Origin of the sequence: Alcaligenes sp. HNGD-HTN06 (genome assembly GCF_049932565.1) — a bacterium.
Classification (GTDB): Bacteria; Pseudomonadota; Gammaproteobacteria; order Burkholderiales; family Burkholderiaceae_B; genus Alcaligenes; species Alcaligenes ammonioxydans.
Map to the genome: position 1 here is coordinate 3372342 of NZ_CP187782.1, position 15106 is coordinate 3387447.

Genomic DNA, 15106 nt, shown 5'->3' on the forward strand with positions numbered 1-15106 from the left:
CTCACTGGCTCCCCGGACAAGTAAACCCTCGCATTTCCGCCAGACGCCATGGATTTTTGGAACTGTTGGCCACTACATCCACGACAAACTGACGTCCGCCCAGGGCAAAGGACAGGCGCTGGGCACCTGCTGGTGCTCCTGGCACGACTTGCGCCTTGTCCAGCAAGCGCAACAGCGCCCACGCGCCAGTGGCCCTTATACCCGCCCCCTCGGACTGCGGTTGGGCCTCCAGGCTGACCTGACGGCCTCCTCGCGGCCCAGGCCACTGCACTCCCATCGCTACCTGGGGGCCATGCGCGTACCGCAACACCTGCCCATCCACATCCAGAAGCACTTGCGACAGTGCCGCATCCAGTTGCACCGGGGTGAATGCCAGATCAATACGTGGCTGAGTGCTTCCGGCTGGAAAAAACACGTCACGAATCACGGCGGCACGCTGAAACGCATCCAGATAACGGAAGCTGGCCGCCGCCTGCCCGTCTATACCCGGCTTGAAACGCCAGCGCCCGCCCGACATATCCACCTGATGCATCAAATGCTCTTGAAAGAAAGCATCCATCAAGCCACCCGGTGCGAACAGACGAGCAAAGTCGTTAGGAGCAACATCCTGGCTGGATTGCCCCGCAAAGGGATAACGCCCTGCGATCGCGCTACGGCAAAACTGGCCCAAGGTGGCATCGAGCAACTGCCCCAGACTCGCTTGCGTGCGTGAGGCAATCTCGGCAGAGGCGCCTACCGAGAACTGATCCAGCGCATCACGCAAAGGTCCGGGCAAACGCCCTGCCTCGGCCTGCAACTTGGTCAGCACATTGGACGGCGGCGGAGTTCCTGCACTGCGCAAAGCAGCATCCGAGGAGGTCAGAAAGGCATAGAACTCATCGAGCAGCTCCAACGTGCCATCAATGGGTGCAGGCGCGCCCCCCGTGCTGGAGGCCAGGCGGTGATAAGGCTCAAAGTGCTGATCCACAATCGCCTCGACCTGTTTGGCCTGAGGCTCATTACGACGGCTCCCCTCCAGACCGACGGGACCGAACATCTGTTCCAAGGCCTGGCGCGTATCGTCCAATCTCACCTTGGCCTGCGCACCCAGCGATGCTCCTTGCTGAGCATCCTCGCGCAACAAACGGGTTTGCAATGCCACTTGCTGCACCAGCTGTTTCAAGGGCGAGTCGGCCATGGACAAGGTACGGGCCAACTGAATGTTTTCCAGCAAACTGCCGCCTTGCAGCAGACGCAAATCCGCCAGATAGTCATCCCACACACGCACATAATCGAGCAGATACAGGCGGCGCAATTCCTGGCTGGCGGCCCGGCGCGCCGCCTCGGATTGGGCGGCGCCCGTGTCCAAGCCCAGAATCCAGCGATCATCCTCGCGCATCTGTCGCAACTCGCTGTCAATGCGCGGTTCGACCACCGTCCAGTACCCTTCGTAGGTGTACAAGCCGTCCACCCCTTCGGTTAAGGGCTTGCCGCTGGCACGCTGGAACACGGAAGCGGCATAAGGCCCCGCCATCCCCGCGACCGACATCGGCAACAAGCCGGGCGTGGCCGCCAACATGCGACGCATGCGGCTGTACGTGCGCTGCTCCAGGCTGATGCGCGCCAGCCGCTCCCGACTTTGCGCGATCAAAGCCTCATTACGAGGAAAGGGATTCAGTAGCAGACCGGCCTGGGTTACCGCGCGAACGTGGCTCTCCAGCCTGTCGTACTGCGACTGGGTAAAACCGGCTGGCAAGTCCTGCTTCAAACTGCCCAGCAACCAGGTCTGCAAATGGACAGCGTCATAGCGTCGCGTGTCGTAGAGCATCAGGTAAGCGCGCAAGGCCTCGTAACCATACTCCAGGTCCTGGGCCTGTTCGCTGCGCAGCACAGTTTCAATACGACGTGCCAGCAAAGGAGCCAGCAGCTTTTCCAAGGCCCGCTGATACACCGTATCCGCAGCGGCTTTCATCTTCTGGCCCTGATATAAACCCATGCGCCGCTCCAGCCCCGGTGCATCCAGAGAAAACTGATCGCTTTGCGGCAACAGCGACAACATATCGAGCAAAGGCAGCAACCCTACTGCCGGCGTGGTGTCCAGCACCTGTGTCTGATCCGCTTGTTGCTGGGCCTGGGGGATACGAGTCTCTACCTGTTCCACGTAAGCGCGATTCAGGAGAACGCTGCGGCCCCAGGCCAGCCCCAACAGCAGCACACCGGCCGCCACCAGACCGTAAACCAGAAAATGTCGCAGGCGCACGCGGCGCTCCCAGCGCTCGTCCCGGCCCGCCACGCCGGCCTCCTGAAAAATCAGTTCTTTGAGCAACTGGGTCAGAAAGTAGCTGCGGCCCTGGTTCGCCACAGGCTGAGCGTGATCCGCCTGTACATCCACCTCCAGATATTCGCGCAGGGGATCACGCACCTGATCCAGGCGCACCCCGCCTTGACGCCCACTGGTGAAGTACACGCCGCGCAGCAAAAGCGGTGCCTCGAATCGGGACTGGCTAAATACCTGTTCCAGAAACTCTTCCAGCACCGGCCCCAGGCGGGCAAACTGTTGCGGAAGCAGATACGCCTCGGCGCGTACACGTTCATCAGGCTGCTCGGCCATTACTGCGGCAAGGCCACGCTCCAGGCGCTGATGCAAGGCCTCATACTCGCGCCCATAGGTGTGAGACAAGGAAAACCCCGCCTCCCGCGCACGCTCATACGGCAGGGTAAAGCCCCAGACCTGTTCCAGCTCCTGACGGCTGCAATGATCGAAATACTCCTGAAAACCCTGGAGCAAATCCATCTTGGTGACCAGCACATAAATAGGGAACTGAATCCCGAGCCGCTCGCGCAGCTCAGCCAGACGCTGGCGCAATACCTGTGCGTGGTCGTGACGTTGCTCCGGGGTACTAGACAACAGGTCCGGCACACTGATTGTCAGCAAGGTGCCATTGATCGGTTGGCGGCGGCGGTAGCGCTTGAGCAGACCCAGAAACCCCCGCCACTCCTGCTCATCACCCACCGGATCACTCTCATGGGTGGTGTAGCGGCCTGCCGTATCCAGCAACACCGCTTCGTCGGTAAACCACCAGTCACAGTTACGCGTCCCGCCCACCCCGCGCAAGGAGGTTTTCCCATAGCGTTCCGACAAGGGAAACTGCAGTCCCGAATTGACCAGTGCCGTTGTTTTACCGGCACCTGGCGCCCCGATAAAGACGTACCAGGGCAACTGGTACACGTACTGACGTGACAAAAGGGAGCGCAGGCGCCCGCCCACATGCGAGCCGAAACGAATCCGCTTGAGCAATTCGATCGCTTCGTCAAACTGGCTTTGTAATGGATGGGAAGTGACGCTCGCAGCCGCGGCCGCCGCCTTTGGCGCGGGACGGCTCAGCTGTCCCAGCAACTGCGCGTTCAAGCGGCCTTCGCGCCAACTGCGCCAAAGCAGACGCACCAGCCAGAACAGCAACACTGCCGCCATTGCTATCCAGCGTGACAGCTCGGTTTCCAGCGGCCGGGTCTGACCCACCGCCAGCAAGGGCCCCAGTACCCAGATCAGCACCAGCAGGATCACGACGCCCACAAAGGTCCAGACGCCGCGGCTAAAGACCAGATTCAACAGACGTGTCATTGCCCGGACTCCTTGCTCAAGGGCACGATGGTGATTTCCACCCGGCGATTCTGGGCACGACCCTGAGCGCTGCGATTGTCGGCCACGGGCGCGGCATCGGCCCGGCCTTGAGCACGCACGCGTTCAGGCTGGCTCAACCGCTCCTGCAGCACGGCTTTTACCGAGTCGGCGCGCGCCTGCGAAAGATGAAAATTAGATGGAAAGCGCACGCTGCGTATGGGCACGTTATCGGTATAACCTTCTACCAACACCAGCCCCGGCGCGGCCTCCACGCCATCGGCAATGCGTGCAATGACAGGCAGCAGCGGTGCGCGGATCTGGTCCGCTCCGGAGTCAAACAAACCGTCTCCGCGCAAGACAATGACACTGCGGTCGGCCTGGTCCCTGACGGTCAGCAGCCCCTCGGCAATCTCGGGAGCCAGCAGCTCTGCCAAGGCCAAAGGCGCAGGTGGCGTCACACCGGCTGGTTCGGTCAGCCCTTGTGTCTGCAAGGCTGGCAAGCGCAGGGCCACGATGTCCTCAAAGACCTGATCCGATTGCCGGTTGAGCAACAGGTTTGCGCCCAGATACATCAGCATGCACAGCAGCAGCGCCACGCAAACCGCAACCCAGATCGGCACCGGTAAGGGTTTGCCCACTTTTTGCGCCGGTTTGTCCCGCCAATGTGGAGACAGGGCTGCCGCCACTGTGGGACCGTACTGACGCAAGCTCAGGTAAAGACGCTGACGCACCGTCTCCAGTTGGCTCGCTCCCTGCTCATGGACGCGGTAGCGGCCTTGAAACCCCAAGGCCAGGCAAAAATACATCAGCTCCAGTAAGTGCAAATGCGCAGCCGGGCTTTGCATCAGCTTGTCCAGAAGCTGGAAGAACTTCTCTCCCCCCCAGGTCTCGTTGTGAAAAGTGACTAGCAAAGTATGCGAGGACCAGACGCCCGCCTGCCCCCAAGGCGTCAAGGCGGCTGCCTCGTCCAAGGTCGTACACAAGCAATAACGGGCCGCCAAAATGGTCTCATTGGCTACGGGTACCGCCTGTGCGCGCAACTCGAACTGACGGATTTCAGCCACCAGCTTGGCACGCAAGCCCGCCGGGTCTGCATGGTGGGTGCTACGACGAATATCCGACACCATGACCAACAAGGGGTTGGCGGCCTCCAACAGGGGATTGGCGCCTTGAGCGATAAAGCGCGGTGCGTCCGCGCGCGATGGGCGCGGTTCGGGCACCGAGCCCGCGCCCCAGGAAACTGTCTCGTTCATAGCCATGCTCCGGTTCAGCGGCGTATCGCCCAAAACTCAAGTTGCAGACCAGGAAAATCTCCGGCCAGATGCAGGGCCAAGGCGCCATTGTGCTCAAGCTGACGCCATAACTCGCCACCTTTTTCCAGCTCGAAGTAGGTGAACCCGGCGTGATAGGGCAAAGCACGCGGCGCAACAGACAAGGGCTGCAAACCGATACCGGGCAATTGCAGATGGACCAGATCGCGAATGCGCTCCACCGGCCCCAGTTTCACTTGCGCTGCAAAATGCTGGCGTACTGTCTGAGCAGGCAAGTCAGCCTGTACGGCCAGAATGAAACCTGCCTGCTGCAAGAGCGAACGATCGGCAATGTGAGCCAGGCGCACGCCCTGGCCTTTATCCTCCAGCGCAATCGACACGGCCTGCTGCTCCAGCACTACGGCCAAGGCCCGGCGTAACTCCAGTACCAGGGGCAAGAAGGACTGGGCCAGATCGTCATGCAGATAGGGAGGCCAGACCAGCGGCTGTCGCCCATCCTGAGTGTAGGTGGCCAAAGCGCCATACAGCTCCATCCAGATCTGAAACAGCTCGCTGGGGTGTACATGAGCGCGCTGTTCCATGGCCCATAGGGCCGCCCGATAACGGTTGACCAGTTCCAGCATCATGAAGTCGGCCACATCGCCCTGCCCCCGCCCTCCCGGCCCCAGACGCTGGGCCAACGCCTGGGCGCGGGCCTGCAACAAGGCCTGTACATCAGCGCTCAACACGCTCAGCCGCGCGTGCGCCTGAATGGACAGGACAGGAGCAATAAAATCAGGGTCCAGCACCAAGGAACGATCAGACCGGCGTTCCAGAATGCGCGCCACCGGCATGGCAACGCTGTCTTCATAGACCTCGGACTCCGGCAAGAGCACAGGCTGCAAACGCCCCAATTGAGACAGACAAGGCTCGGGGGACAGGCCGCTGCTGTCATACAAGTCCTGCTCGCTGACCACATAGCGCGAACGACGTGCGCTGCTCACGTCAAACTGAACTTCTGCTCGACCTGCCTGAGGCCGAGGCAACACCAACATCAGTCGCTCGGGACGCACAAGCTCAGGGGCGGTCCAGGCCGCGATCTGCATGGCGCCCGGCCTGCTGTCAAATGGCGTCCCGTCGGGCAGCAGGCCACGCGCTTCACGCAGCGCTACACTGCCCATGCTCAGGGCCTGCTCGTCAAGAATCAAGGCTTCAAAGCCCCAAAAAAAGGGCTGTGTGGCACGCCGTCCAGCCTGGGCGTAATGCTCCAGATACCGCTCCATCTGCTGAAAATGCTGGGGCCGTAAAAAAAGCCCTTCGGTCCAAATCACTTTATCCATTGAATTAATCCGTTCCACACCTATCAATCAAGCACTTGAATGGCGTTTTTGCGTAATTGCAGACTGACCTGGACGGCATCGGGAGCCGATTGCCAGAACTTGTAAATATTGGTGGTGCGCGACTCGGGCAGCGGCAGCAACACTCGCCACACACTGGCATCCAACTCGCGATAGCCCACGACCACGCCGACGGCGGTGGCCTGCAGGTCGCCCGGCCTTTTGAAGGTATGGGTCTGGCCGGGACGCAGCACGATCTGCGCGACATTGAGCAGGTCAGCTTGCAAGGCTTGTTGCGGATCGGACTGCAGGGCAAAGAAATCCCGCGACTCAAAAGCACTTCCCGAGCGCAGCTCGAACACCAGCACCTGGACCGGAGAAGGCCGACCCGTGGTATCCGGGTTGAGCTGATCGTCCGCAGTCAGAACGATTTCATAAGGCACGGCCATGCGACTGGAGGTGGACGCGCACGCGGTCAACACGCCCAACATCAGCAGCGAACACAAACGAAGCAATCGGCAAACGGTCACGACGTCTCCTTGAATGACAATGCGCCCCATCTAAAAGCATGAATGCGACAACTTTGTTAAGGACACGGGGTGTTTCGGTGCTTACCCTTGCGCAACAACTCTTACAAAAGCATCCGCGTCATGTCATCTGGCTGTCTTTTTCCTTTCCTAGTCTTGGTGGCAAGTTCAACTTTTCTTTTTTCTGCCATGTATTTACCTGCCCGCCTGATTTCACCGGCTCTGGCCTTGTTGCTGGCGGCCTGCGCCCAGACCCCGAACAAACCGGTGGCTGTATTCAGCCCGGCTGCCGAAGCTGAGCTGGAGCAGATCCGCTCTGCCTTTCACGAAGGCGACTACACCGCCGTGATCCGGCAAGTAGGACGCTCCAGCACCTTGCCTGCTGCCGCGTCCCATCAATACAGCGAAGCCTTGAAACTGCAGGCCTTCAGCTTTTGTGTGCGCGACTACACCTTTTTGTGTGAAGAGCGTTTCAAGCAGGCACGGGTGGTGGACCCTGGTTTTAGCTTGGCCCAGGCCGAGCGCGGTCACCCCATCTGGGGGCCGGTTTATGAAAAAGTGGCGGGAGCCCAGCCATGAGCACGTCGTTAGACTGGCGTTTACAAGCCGAATCCGGTGGCCCTCCCCGCCCAGTGCCTGAACCCGGTCTGGTGTGTGGCTCCTGGACGCAGGCTGATCTGGTCTTACCCGACAACAATCAGACACCGCCCGTCCTGTCTTACCTGCGACGTCAGCAAAATGTGCTGACGATTCAACGAGCCAGCGCAGACGGTCAGGTCGCCGTCAATGGCATCGAGCTGGCACTGGAGCAGGTCCAGACTTTGCACAATGGGGATCGCCTGACCTTAGGAGACATGCACTACCGGGTGGAGTCGGGTGCCCATCCTGGCACGCAGCCTGAAACGCCTTTGGCTGCGGCGCCCATGGCCGATCCTTTCGCAGACCTGCATGTTCCCGGCATGGTCCCGGTGGGCGGCCCCATGCCGGCCCCTTCGGACAAGCATCCCTTTGAGGCCGCCGCCCAACCGGGCCGCTCGACCAGCACCGACAGCCCGATTCCGGCAGTCAGCTGGCAGCCCGAATTGGGCCACGCGCCGGAATGGGTCAGCACCTTGTCGGACAAGGAAAATGCGTTCGATCTTTTGCAGGGAATGCGTCAGGCCTAAGCCTTAGCGCCGCGGATCGTGCCAATCGGGGCGGCTGTCCAGAAACAGGCACAGATCCGCTCGGTCCTGCGTGCCGGGTTTTCCCAGCCAGGTTTCCTGGCCCAGCCCCACTCCCGCCCCCAGGCCCAGATCAGGCTGTTCACTGGCATGCAGCACCAGTTGCAGTTGAACCGACCACTCCAGCCCCAGATACAGAGCCAGGCAATAGCGCAATTGCCGCCACGCCGGACGGCCCGGCAAGAAGCGTCCATAATCCTGCCGACTCAAGGGGCCAATCCGTATGCGTATGGTTTGCTGCACGTCCAGAATACGCGCCCCCAGCACGGCATTTTTCCCCAGCCCCGAACAGCTGCGGCCCAGACAGACCTGGGTTTGATCATCCAGCGCGACCCAAACCGGCACGTTCTGCTGAATGCTGACGGGCACTTGAAAATAGCTGGCCAGAAGCGCTTGCAGGGCAGGCGCACTGCGAGTTTGGGACGCCAGCGCAGGCGCCTGAAAATACACGGCATGATCGCTCACGGGAGCCGATTCGCCCTGACTCCCTACTCCAGCCAGACTGGCCAGCCAACGCGTGAAACCATCCTGATCATGTTCCAGGTCACAGACCGCCTGCGCTTGTGCCCATGCTCTGAAAAACAGCAAAAACAGACGGTGATGAAACTGGTCCAGAAAGGCCACACCGGCATGGTCACCAAAGTTGCGGCTCCGCTGGAAAAAGTACTCTGTCATGTGCAGTGGCAAAGGGCCATTGGGCCCCCACAAGCCAAAGCCTTGCACATCCAGATGCAGTTGTTCATCTTCCCAGCGCGCGGTTTGCACGCTGGAAGCCGCAAACGCCAGACTCGGCGGCTGGCCTACCCGCACCTCTTCCTGACGCGGCGTAGGCGCGGTTCCCAAGCGAGGCTGGCCCTGGGCTGCCTGCAAGGCATCAACGGCCCGCAAGACCCGAAACAGATCATGCCCAAAAGGCCATTGCTGAATGATCCGACCCAGCTCCTCCAAGGAAGCCTGTGGCTTGAGCTGCTCTTGCTCGGCCCGGTTCACAGCACCGCCCGCGTACCTGCTTGCGGCCCCCAGGCGCCCAGTTCCACTCCTGCTTCGGAACGAAATTGGGTAGAAACAAAACTGTTCAGACTGACATGGCGGGCCAGGTAACGACTGAGCACAGCGGCCAGAACAAACGGACGGCCACCGGGAAAACCACTCTGATCCAGCGTGACCTCAAAATGCACGCCACGCGCCATCACCAACGGCCCTGGCCCAGGCATGGCCCGCTGCACGGGCCGCGCCTGAACCGCCATAAGGGACGCCAGCTGGCGCAGAGCACCCGCATCAGCGCTGTCCACATGCGGAGCCAGCAAGGCACGCCAGCGATCCGCCGCCTGTATCGGGTCTGACTGCGCCACACCCAACTGGGCCAAGCTCATCTGCGCGATCAGCTCCCAGGCCTGGCGGCCTCCCGTCGAGGCCGCTCGCGGTCGGGTCAGTCCACCCAACAGGCGGATACCGGCCACAGGGGCCGACACCTGCAAACTGAAATCCGACTCAGGCGAACGAGGCAGCAGCAAAGGTAAATCACGGTTACTGCACCAGGCGGTCACACTGATCTGATTCATGCCAAAAAACTCGGACTGCTCATGCTGATTGACCAGCGAGACATAGACTTCACTGCCTACGTAACTGCTGCGTCCCCCCCAACGCTTCTGGGCATCGGACACGAGGCGCGGTTCACGGCGCAACGTGTAATAGCGGCCATATGCCCCTCCATCCTGAGCCGTACTGGCATACAAGGGGCGAAACACAACATCGTCTGTTCCTCGTCGGCCATGGCCTTGCACCCGCTCCATCAGGCAAACTTCAAAGTCCATGGGACGGGTTCTGTCCATGACCACGTGATGATCGCTTGCCTGGGGACGCAAGGCCATACGTTCACTGCGTCGACGAAACAAATTCACGACGGGCGTGCAATACAAACGCACATGGCCAGGCCCGACTCGAGCGGCCAGATCAGGCCAGGCCTGTTTCAACACAATGTGCACACTCCAGCGACGGCTTTTCAGCGCCTGCGCCCGCGCTCTGGCAATTGCGGCTTGCAAACCCCGTAGCCGCACGAAAGCAAATCGCCCCGGCAAGGCAAAGTACTCCCGCAACAAGCGATGGCCGGAGAACTCCTGGGACACCATGGGCAAGATGGCTTGATCATCTTCCAGGCCATCGTGTGTCAGGCAATCGGACATCGCTAAAAACTGCGGCGCCTCGTCCTCCATCTGCACGAATACCCCCAAGGCCTGACGCAACAAGGCATCGAGCAACACGCTGCTGTCAGACTCCGGGCCAGCCAGATGCAGGCTCAACTCATCTACCGCCAATTCTTCCAGTGTCAGGCCGCCTTGTACCGAAAAGTCCAGCCGCAAGGCCGAACGAGCCTGTGCCGCCTGTCGACTACCCAGCGCCGCCAGCGGCAGATCAGCAGCGACATCACCCAGTTGCACATGCGTCAAGGCCATGGGCCACAAAGAGACGGTATGACAGGTGGAAAACTCACAGGCGGTTTGCTCTCCAGCCGGAATACGGGAGCGCAAGGTGGTGTGACGCGGCACCGTAAAACCTTTGGCCAGCGCCCCTTCGCTCATGCTGGGACAAAACTGCACCAAGCCCATGCTGGGAGTGGGCATCAGCCAGGAAGGCTGGATCACATCCAGCAATTGCTGGCTCAGGCGGGGAAACTCCGCGTCCATCTTCAGCTGGATGCGGGCCGTCAGAAAGCTGAACCCCTCCAGAAGGCGCTCGACATAGGGATCAGCGACCGCCGTATCGTGGACACCCAGACGGGCAGCCACCTTCGGGTAGGCTTGCGCAAACTCGGCGCCCAGCTCGCGCAGATACGCCAGTTCACGATTGTAGTAATGCAAAAGCTCCGGATTCATCCCGATGCGTCACTCTCTTCAAGATCCAGTTGCCCGCTTTCCAGATCAATGCTGGTGCGCAGTAGAAATTCCTGCGGATACGGTTCACACCAGACATGGCCCTGAATACGCAGACTTAGCACGTTATGCAGATCCTGCTGGGAGCGGTGATCCAGACAATGCACCTGCAAGGTATCGGGCAAAATGCGGGGCTCGAAATGCAAAATCGCGGTGCGCAGCGCCTGTTCCACATCCAGCCACTCCACCTCGCTCATGGTCTTGCCGGCCAGCGGGCTCAAACCATAATTCAGGCAGGAGCGACGCACATGGACCAAGGCCTGCATCAAGGGAGTCGCCCCCTGATTGGGGGTATTGAGCAAATGACCCAGATCGCGCAACACCGCCTGGCGCATCTGGTACTGGCTCATGGGCTGGGGTGGCTCCCAAATCTGATCGGGCCGCTCGTCGGTCAACCGGTCCAGCAGACACGGTTGCAAGCGATCTGCCTGACCGCGCATCAGCGCGGCCCCGCGGCGTCCCGGTAAGCGAAAGCGGTCCATGGCGGCCCTACCTCTAGAAGCCAGCCCGATCAGGCCTCTTTATTCTGCTTGATATCCCAGGCCACCAGGGTTTCAGCCCCTTTGCTGCCACGCTCGGACTGCTCCCAATATTGCTGCTTGACGCGTGCGGCCTGAAAGGAATAGTTGACCATCACACTTTCCACATCACGCTCGGCATTGAGCTGAACCGAAGTCACCAGGACTTCTTCCAGCGTAATTTTGGTGTATTCCACCTGCTCGCCACCGGCCTTGCACACCGACAGCTCCACCTTGCCCAGATGTTTGCCACTGGCGCAATGCTTCATCACCGCTGGGGCGGCCTTGTCAATGCGGGCGAGCACATGCAGATCATTGAAGTTGGCTTTGCCCTGACCGCCGCCCCCGCCCGAGCTCATGCTGCCGGGCTGGGAGGCGCCCCATGAGAACGACAGAATATCGGTCCAGTCTTTGTGGTTGGCATCTTTGGACTCGCCATTGGCGCCTTCAATCTTCATGAACATATCAACAGACACGCTTTTCTCCTTGGAGGTCGAATAAGGCCATCAAAGGCCAGGATGGAAATCAGTTCTGCTCGCCTTTCAATGACGGCAAGCGCGATACCAGTCGCAACGAAACCGTCAGGCCTTCCAGTTGGTAATGCGGGCGCAAGAAGAACTTGGCGGCGTAGTAACCGGGGTTATCGGGGACCTCCTGCACCGACACTTCAGCTGCCGCCAATGGCTTGCGCGCCTTGGTTTCCTGCGAGGAGTTGGTGGGATCGCCATCTACATAATTCATGATCCATCCGTTCAGCCAACGCTCCATATCGTCACGTTCGCGAAAGGAGCCGATCTTGTCACGCACGATGCATTTGAGGTAATGCGCGAACCGGCAGCAGGCAAACAGATAAGGCAGACGCGCTGCCAGACGGGCGTTGGCCGTGGCATCGGCATCGTAGTATTCCTGAGGTTTTTGCAAAGACTGCGCACCGATGAAGGCGGCAAAATCCGAGTTCTTGCGATGGACCAGCGGCATAAAGCCGTTCTTGGCCAGCTCGGCCTCGCGACGGTCGCTGATCGCAATTTCGGTGGGACACTTGATGTCCACGCCCCCATCGTCCGTCGGGAATGTGTGGCAGGGCAGATTCTCGACAGCGCCTCCCGACTCTACACCCCGGATCGCCGTACACCAGCCAAAATGCTTGAAGGAGCGATTGATGTTTACCGCCATGGCATAGGCCGAGTTGGCCCAGGTATACCGATCATGATTCGCGCCGTCCGTGTCTTCCTCGAAATCGAACTCATCGACGGGGTTGGTGCGTGCGCCATAGGGGAGCCGCGCCAGAAAACGCGGCATGGCCAGGCCGAGATAACGGGCATCCTCCGACTCACGCAAGCTTTGCCAGGCCGCGTATTCGGTATTGGAAAAAATCTTGGTCAGATCCCGCGGATTGGCCAGCTCCTGCCAGGACTCCATCTGCATGACCGACGGCGCAGCCCCGGCGATAAAGGGGCTATGCGCCGCAGCCCCAATGCGCGCCAGCTCGCCAAGCATTTCCACATCGGGCGGGCTGTGATCAAAGTGATAATCCCCCACCAGACAACCAAAAGGCTCACCACCAAACTGTCCGTATTCCTGCTCATAGACTTTTTTGAACAAGGGGCTTTGATCCCAGGCCACACCTTTGTAGCGCTTCAGATTGCGAGCCAGCTCTTTTTTGGTCGCAGGAAGCACGCGGATACGCAGCAGCTCATCCGTTTCCGTATTGCTGACCAGATAATGAAGGCCACGCCATGCCCCTTCCAGGCGCTGAAACTCGGGGTGATGCAGGATGTGATTGATCTGCTCGGTCATCTTCTGGTCGATCTGGGCAATCACGGCCTGAATGGTTTGATAGGCGTCCTCACTCAAGGTCACGGACTGGTCCAGGGCCTGCTCGGCCAAGGTGGACACAGCAAACTCAACCGCTTGCTGGGCCTGCTCGGTCTTGGGACGAAATTCCTGCTGCAACAGACGGGACAGCTCATCGAGCTGGGCCGTGTCACGGGTAGCGGTCAAGGTCTGGGGGGAAGTCATGAGGTAGGGCTCCTTATGCGTGGGGATCGCTGTCCTGATCGCCTTGAGACTCGTTCATTGTCAGGGCCTGGGGTGGGCGGCCAGCCAGGGCGCGCAAGAGCTCAGGCTGCTCAAGCAAACGCGACAGCAGCGCTTCCGCCCCGCTTTTGCCATCCATATAAGTCAGCAAATTGGCCAGTTGGGTACGGGCTTCGAGCAGGCGTGCCAAAGGCTCGATCTGACGGGCCAGTTCGGCAGGAGAAAAACTGTCCATGGAATCAAAAGAGACTTCCACGCCCAGCACTCCGTCCCCCGTCAAACTATTGGGGACCTGCATGTTCAGCTTGGGCGCGATGGACTTCATGCGGTCATCGAAGTTATCCACGTCAATTTCCATAAACTTGCGCTCGCCCAGATCCGGCAGGCTCTCCGTGTTGTGTCCAGCCAGATCGGCCAGAACGCCCATCACAAAAGGCAGTTGCACACGGTGCTCGGCACCGTACAGTTCGACGTCATATTCAATTTGCACACGCGGAGCCCGATTGCGCCCAAGGAATTTCTGTCCACTACCCGAATTGGATTTCACAGACATCAGGTCTTCTCCAGTTGATTGATGGAATTAAGAGGCCGCCGAGGCCGCCTCGGATCGAGGCATGAAAACCTGGATCTGTTCCCAGGCACCGGGAGCCAGATCACGAATCAGCTCGTGAAAGCCCATAGGCACCAGTTGCTGGGCGCGCCGCAACAGCAAAGGGGCGGGATGACTAGGTTCGTACTGCTCGAAATACGCCACCAGCTTGTCCAGCAGCAGCACCACTTCTTCGCGCGATGAAACATGCAGGCTCTGCCAGTTGAGCAAATCCATGGGGGGGACTGACGGACGGCCAGACGACAATGTCACCGTACTCGTCGCACTTTCCTGTATGGGTTCAGGAGCCAGCGGCGCAGACGGGGAGGTCGCTGCATCCAGGACCGCGCTGGCCGCTTCCACGGTATCCCAGGCCCCATCGAGCCGCAGCGCCCATTCCGTCTCCAGATGCTGCCGCACCAAGGCCTCCAGCTCCTGGCGGAACTGGCGTAGACGACGCAAGGCCTGGGTCTGACTCTGGCCGGCGGCAAAAGCACGACGCAATTCTTCTACCAGTCGGTCTCGCCCAGGCAGGCCAGAGTCTTTCTGCCCCCCATCCAGTACGTATCCGACTTCGCGCAAATTCAATTGACGGTGCCCCAGGCTGACCACAGGGGCTTCACGCATCAACCGCCCCAGCCCATCAATCGCCGACAAACCCGCCAGGGCATTGACACGGGGCAACGGGTCCAGCTCGCCATCTTCATACAGGCGTGGGTGGACGTACTCCCAGCCCTCTTGCAATGCACCTAACAGCCATTGGCATACGTCCACCAAGGCAGGCAGTCCACCGGTCTGCAAACGCGCCTGGGCCAGAACCACCAGCAAGCGGATATCGGCCGAGCGATCCAGCAAATCCTGCACCAGACGGACGATGCGCGTCCAATCGGGAACCTGGGCCGGAATGATGGTTTGGCCAAACTGCTGTTCACCCTGTACGTGGAGCGCCTGCATCAAGGCCAGAAAATCTGCCTCGTACTCCAGGTTCTCCCCGTAAAGAGCCTTGTCAGGCGCCACGCTCCAGGCTGGCTGCCACGGTTCCTGCATGCCTTCGACCATAGCTGTCGTCTCGAAAAACTGATTACGCAGCCAGT

The 15106-nt window shown here is 60.2% G+C and carries 13 protein-coding genes; 2 read left to right on the top strand and 11 right to left on the bottom strand.

Annotated features, from left to right (window positions below; all coding sequences use genetic code 11):
* Position 1: 1 nt before the first annotated feature.
* From tssM to tssJ, 4 genes are read right to left on the bottom strand one after another with little or no spacing between them, the layout of a single operon-like run.
* Positions 2-3601 (bottom strand): type VI secretion system membrane subunit TssM, encoded by a 3600-nt coding sequence (gene tssM, locus ACOZ42_RS15415; RefSeq protein ID WP_426345344.1) that lies wholly within the window; start codon positions 3599-3601, stop codon positions 2-4.
* Positions 3598-4854 (bottom strand): DotU family type VI secretion system protein, encoded by a 1257-nt coding sequence (locus ACOZ42_RS15420; RefSeq protein ID WP_426345345.1) that lies wholly within the window; start codon positions 4852-4854, stop codon positions 3598-3600. The genes tssM and ACOZ42_RS15420 overlap by 4 nt, the downstream gene beginning before the upstream one ends.
* A gap of 14 nt (positions 4855-4868) precedes the next feature.
* The gene (tssK, locus tag ACOZ42_RS15425; protein WP_219235291.1) at positions 4869-6191 is read right to left on the bottom strand and encodes a type VI secretion system baseplate subunit TssK; all 1323 of its coding nucleotides are present in this window, start codon (positions 6189-6191) and stop codon (positions 4869-4871) included.
* Positions 6192-6214: 23 nt separating this feature from the next.
* Positions 6215-6718, bottom strand: coding sequence for a type VI secretion system lipoprotein TssJ (gene tssJ, locus ACOZ42_RS15430; protein WP_230406223.1), 504 nt, complete (start codon positions 6716-6718; stop codon positions 6215-6217).
* A 186-nt stretch (positions 6719-6904) separates the two neighbouring features.
* Here tssJ and ACOZ42_RS15435 point away from each other — a divergent pair, with 186 nt between their 5' ends.
* A complete protein-coding gene (locus tag ACOZ42_RS15435; protein WP_003805477.1) occupies positions 6905-7294 on the top strand; it encodes a TssQ family T6SS-associated lipoprotein in 390 nt (129 codons plus the stop codon).
* On the top strand, positions 7291-7881 hold the full coding sequence (locus ACOZ42_RS15440; protein WP_003805475.1) for a hypothetical protein: 591 nt from the start codon (positions 7291-7293) through the stop codon (positions 7879-7881). Before ACOZ42_RS15435 ends, ACOZ42_RS15440 begins: the two co-directional genes overlap by 4 nt.
* Positions 7882-7884: 3 nt before the next feature.
* On the opposite strand, the gene tssG is transcribed toward ACOZ42_RS15440, so the two are convergent.
* The 7 genes from tssG to ACOZ42_RS15475 are packed head-to-tail and all read right to left on the bottom strand — an operon-like array spanning position 7885 to position 15071.
* The gene (tssG, locus tag ACOZ42_RS15445) at positions 7885-8928 is read right to left on the bottom strand and encodes a type VI secretion system baseplate subunit TssG (protein WP_426345346.1); all 1044 of its coding nucleotides are present in this window, start codon (positions 8926-8928) and stop codon (positions 7885-7887) included.
* Positions 8925-10811 carry a type VI secretion system baseplate subunit TssF gene (tssF, locus tag ACOZ42_RS15450; RefSeq protein ID WP_059318144.1) on the bottom strand — a complete coding sequence of 629 codons (1887 nt, stop codon included), beginning with the start codon at positions 10809-10811 and terminating at the stop codon, positions 8925-8927. Before tssF ends, tssG begins: the two co-directional genes overlap by 4 nt.
* On the bottom strand, positions 10808-11350 hold the full coding sequence (gene tssE, locus ACOZ42_RS15455; protein ID WP_131071030.1) for a type VI secretion system baseplate subunit TssE: 543 nt from the start codon (positions 11348-11350) through the stop codon (positions 10808-10810). The genes tssF and tssE overlap by 4 nt, the downstream gene beginning before the upstream one ends.
* 29 nt (positions 11351-11379) lie before the next feature.
* Entirely contained in the window at positions 11380-11862 is a 483-nt protein-coding gene (locus tag ACOZ42_RS15460; protein ID WP_003805467.1) for an Hcp family type VI secretion system effector, read from the bottom strand.
* A 49-nt stretch (positions 11863-11911) separates the two neighbouring features.
* A complete protein-coding gene (tssC, locus tag ACOZ42_RS15465) occupies positions 11912-13405 on the bottom strand; it encodes a type VI secretion system contractile sheath large subunit (protein ID WP_003805465.1) in 1494 nt (497 codons plus the stop codon).
* Positions 13406-13418: 13 nt separating this feature from the next.
* Positions 13419-13976 (bottom strand): type VI secretion system contractile sheath small subunit, encoded by a 558-nt coding sequence (gene tssB / locus ACOZ42_RS15470; protein WP_201024855.1) that lies wholly within the window; start codon positions 13974-13976, stop codon positions 13419-13421.
* Between the two features lie 27 nt (positions 13977-14003).
* Positions 14004-15071 carry an ImpA family type VI secretion system protein gene (locus ACOZ42_RS15475; protein WP_219235299.1) on the bottom strand — a complete coding sequence of 356 codons (1068 nt, stop codon included), beginning with the start codon at positions 15069-15071 and terminating at the stop codon, positions 14004-14006.
* Positions 15072-15106 lie beyond the last annotated feature (35 nt).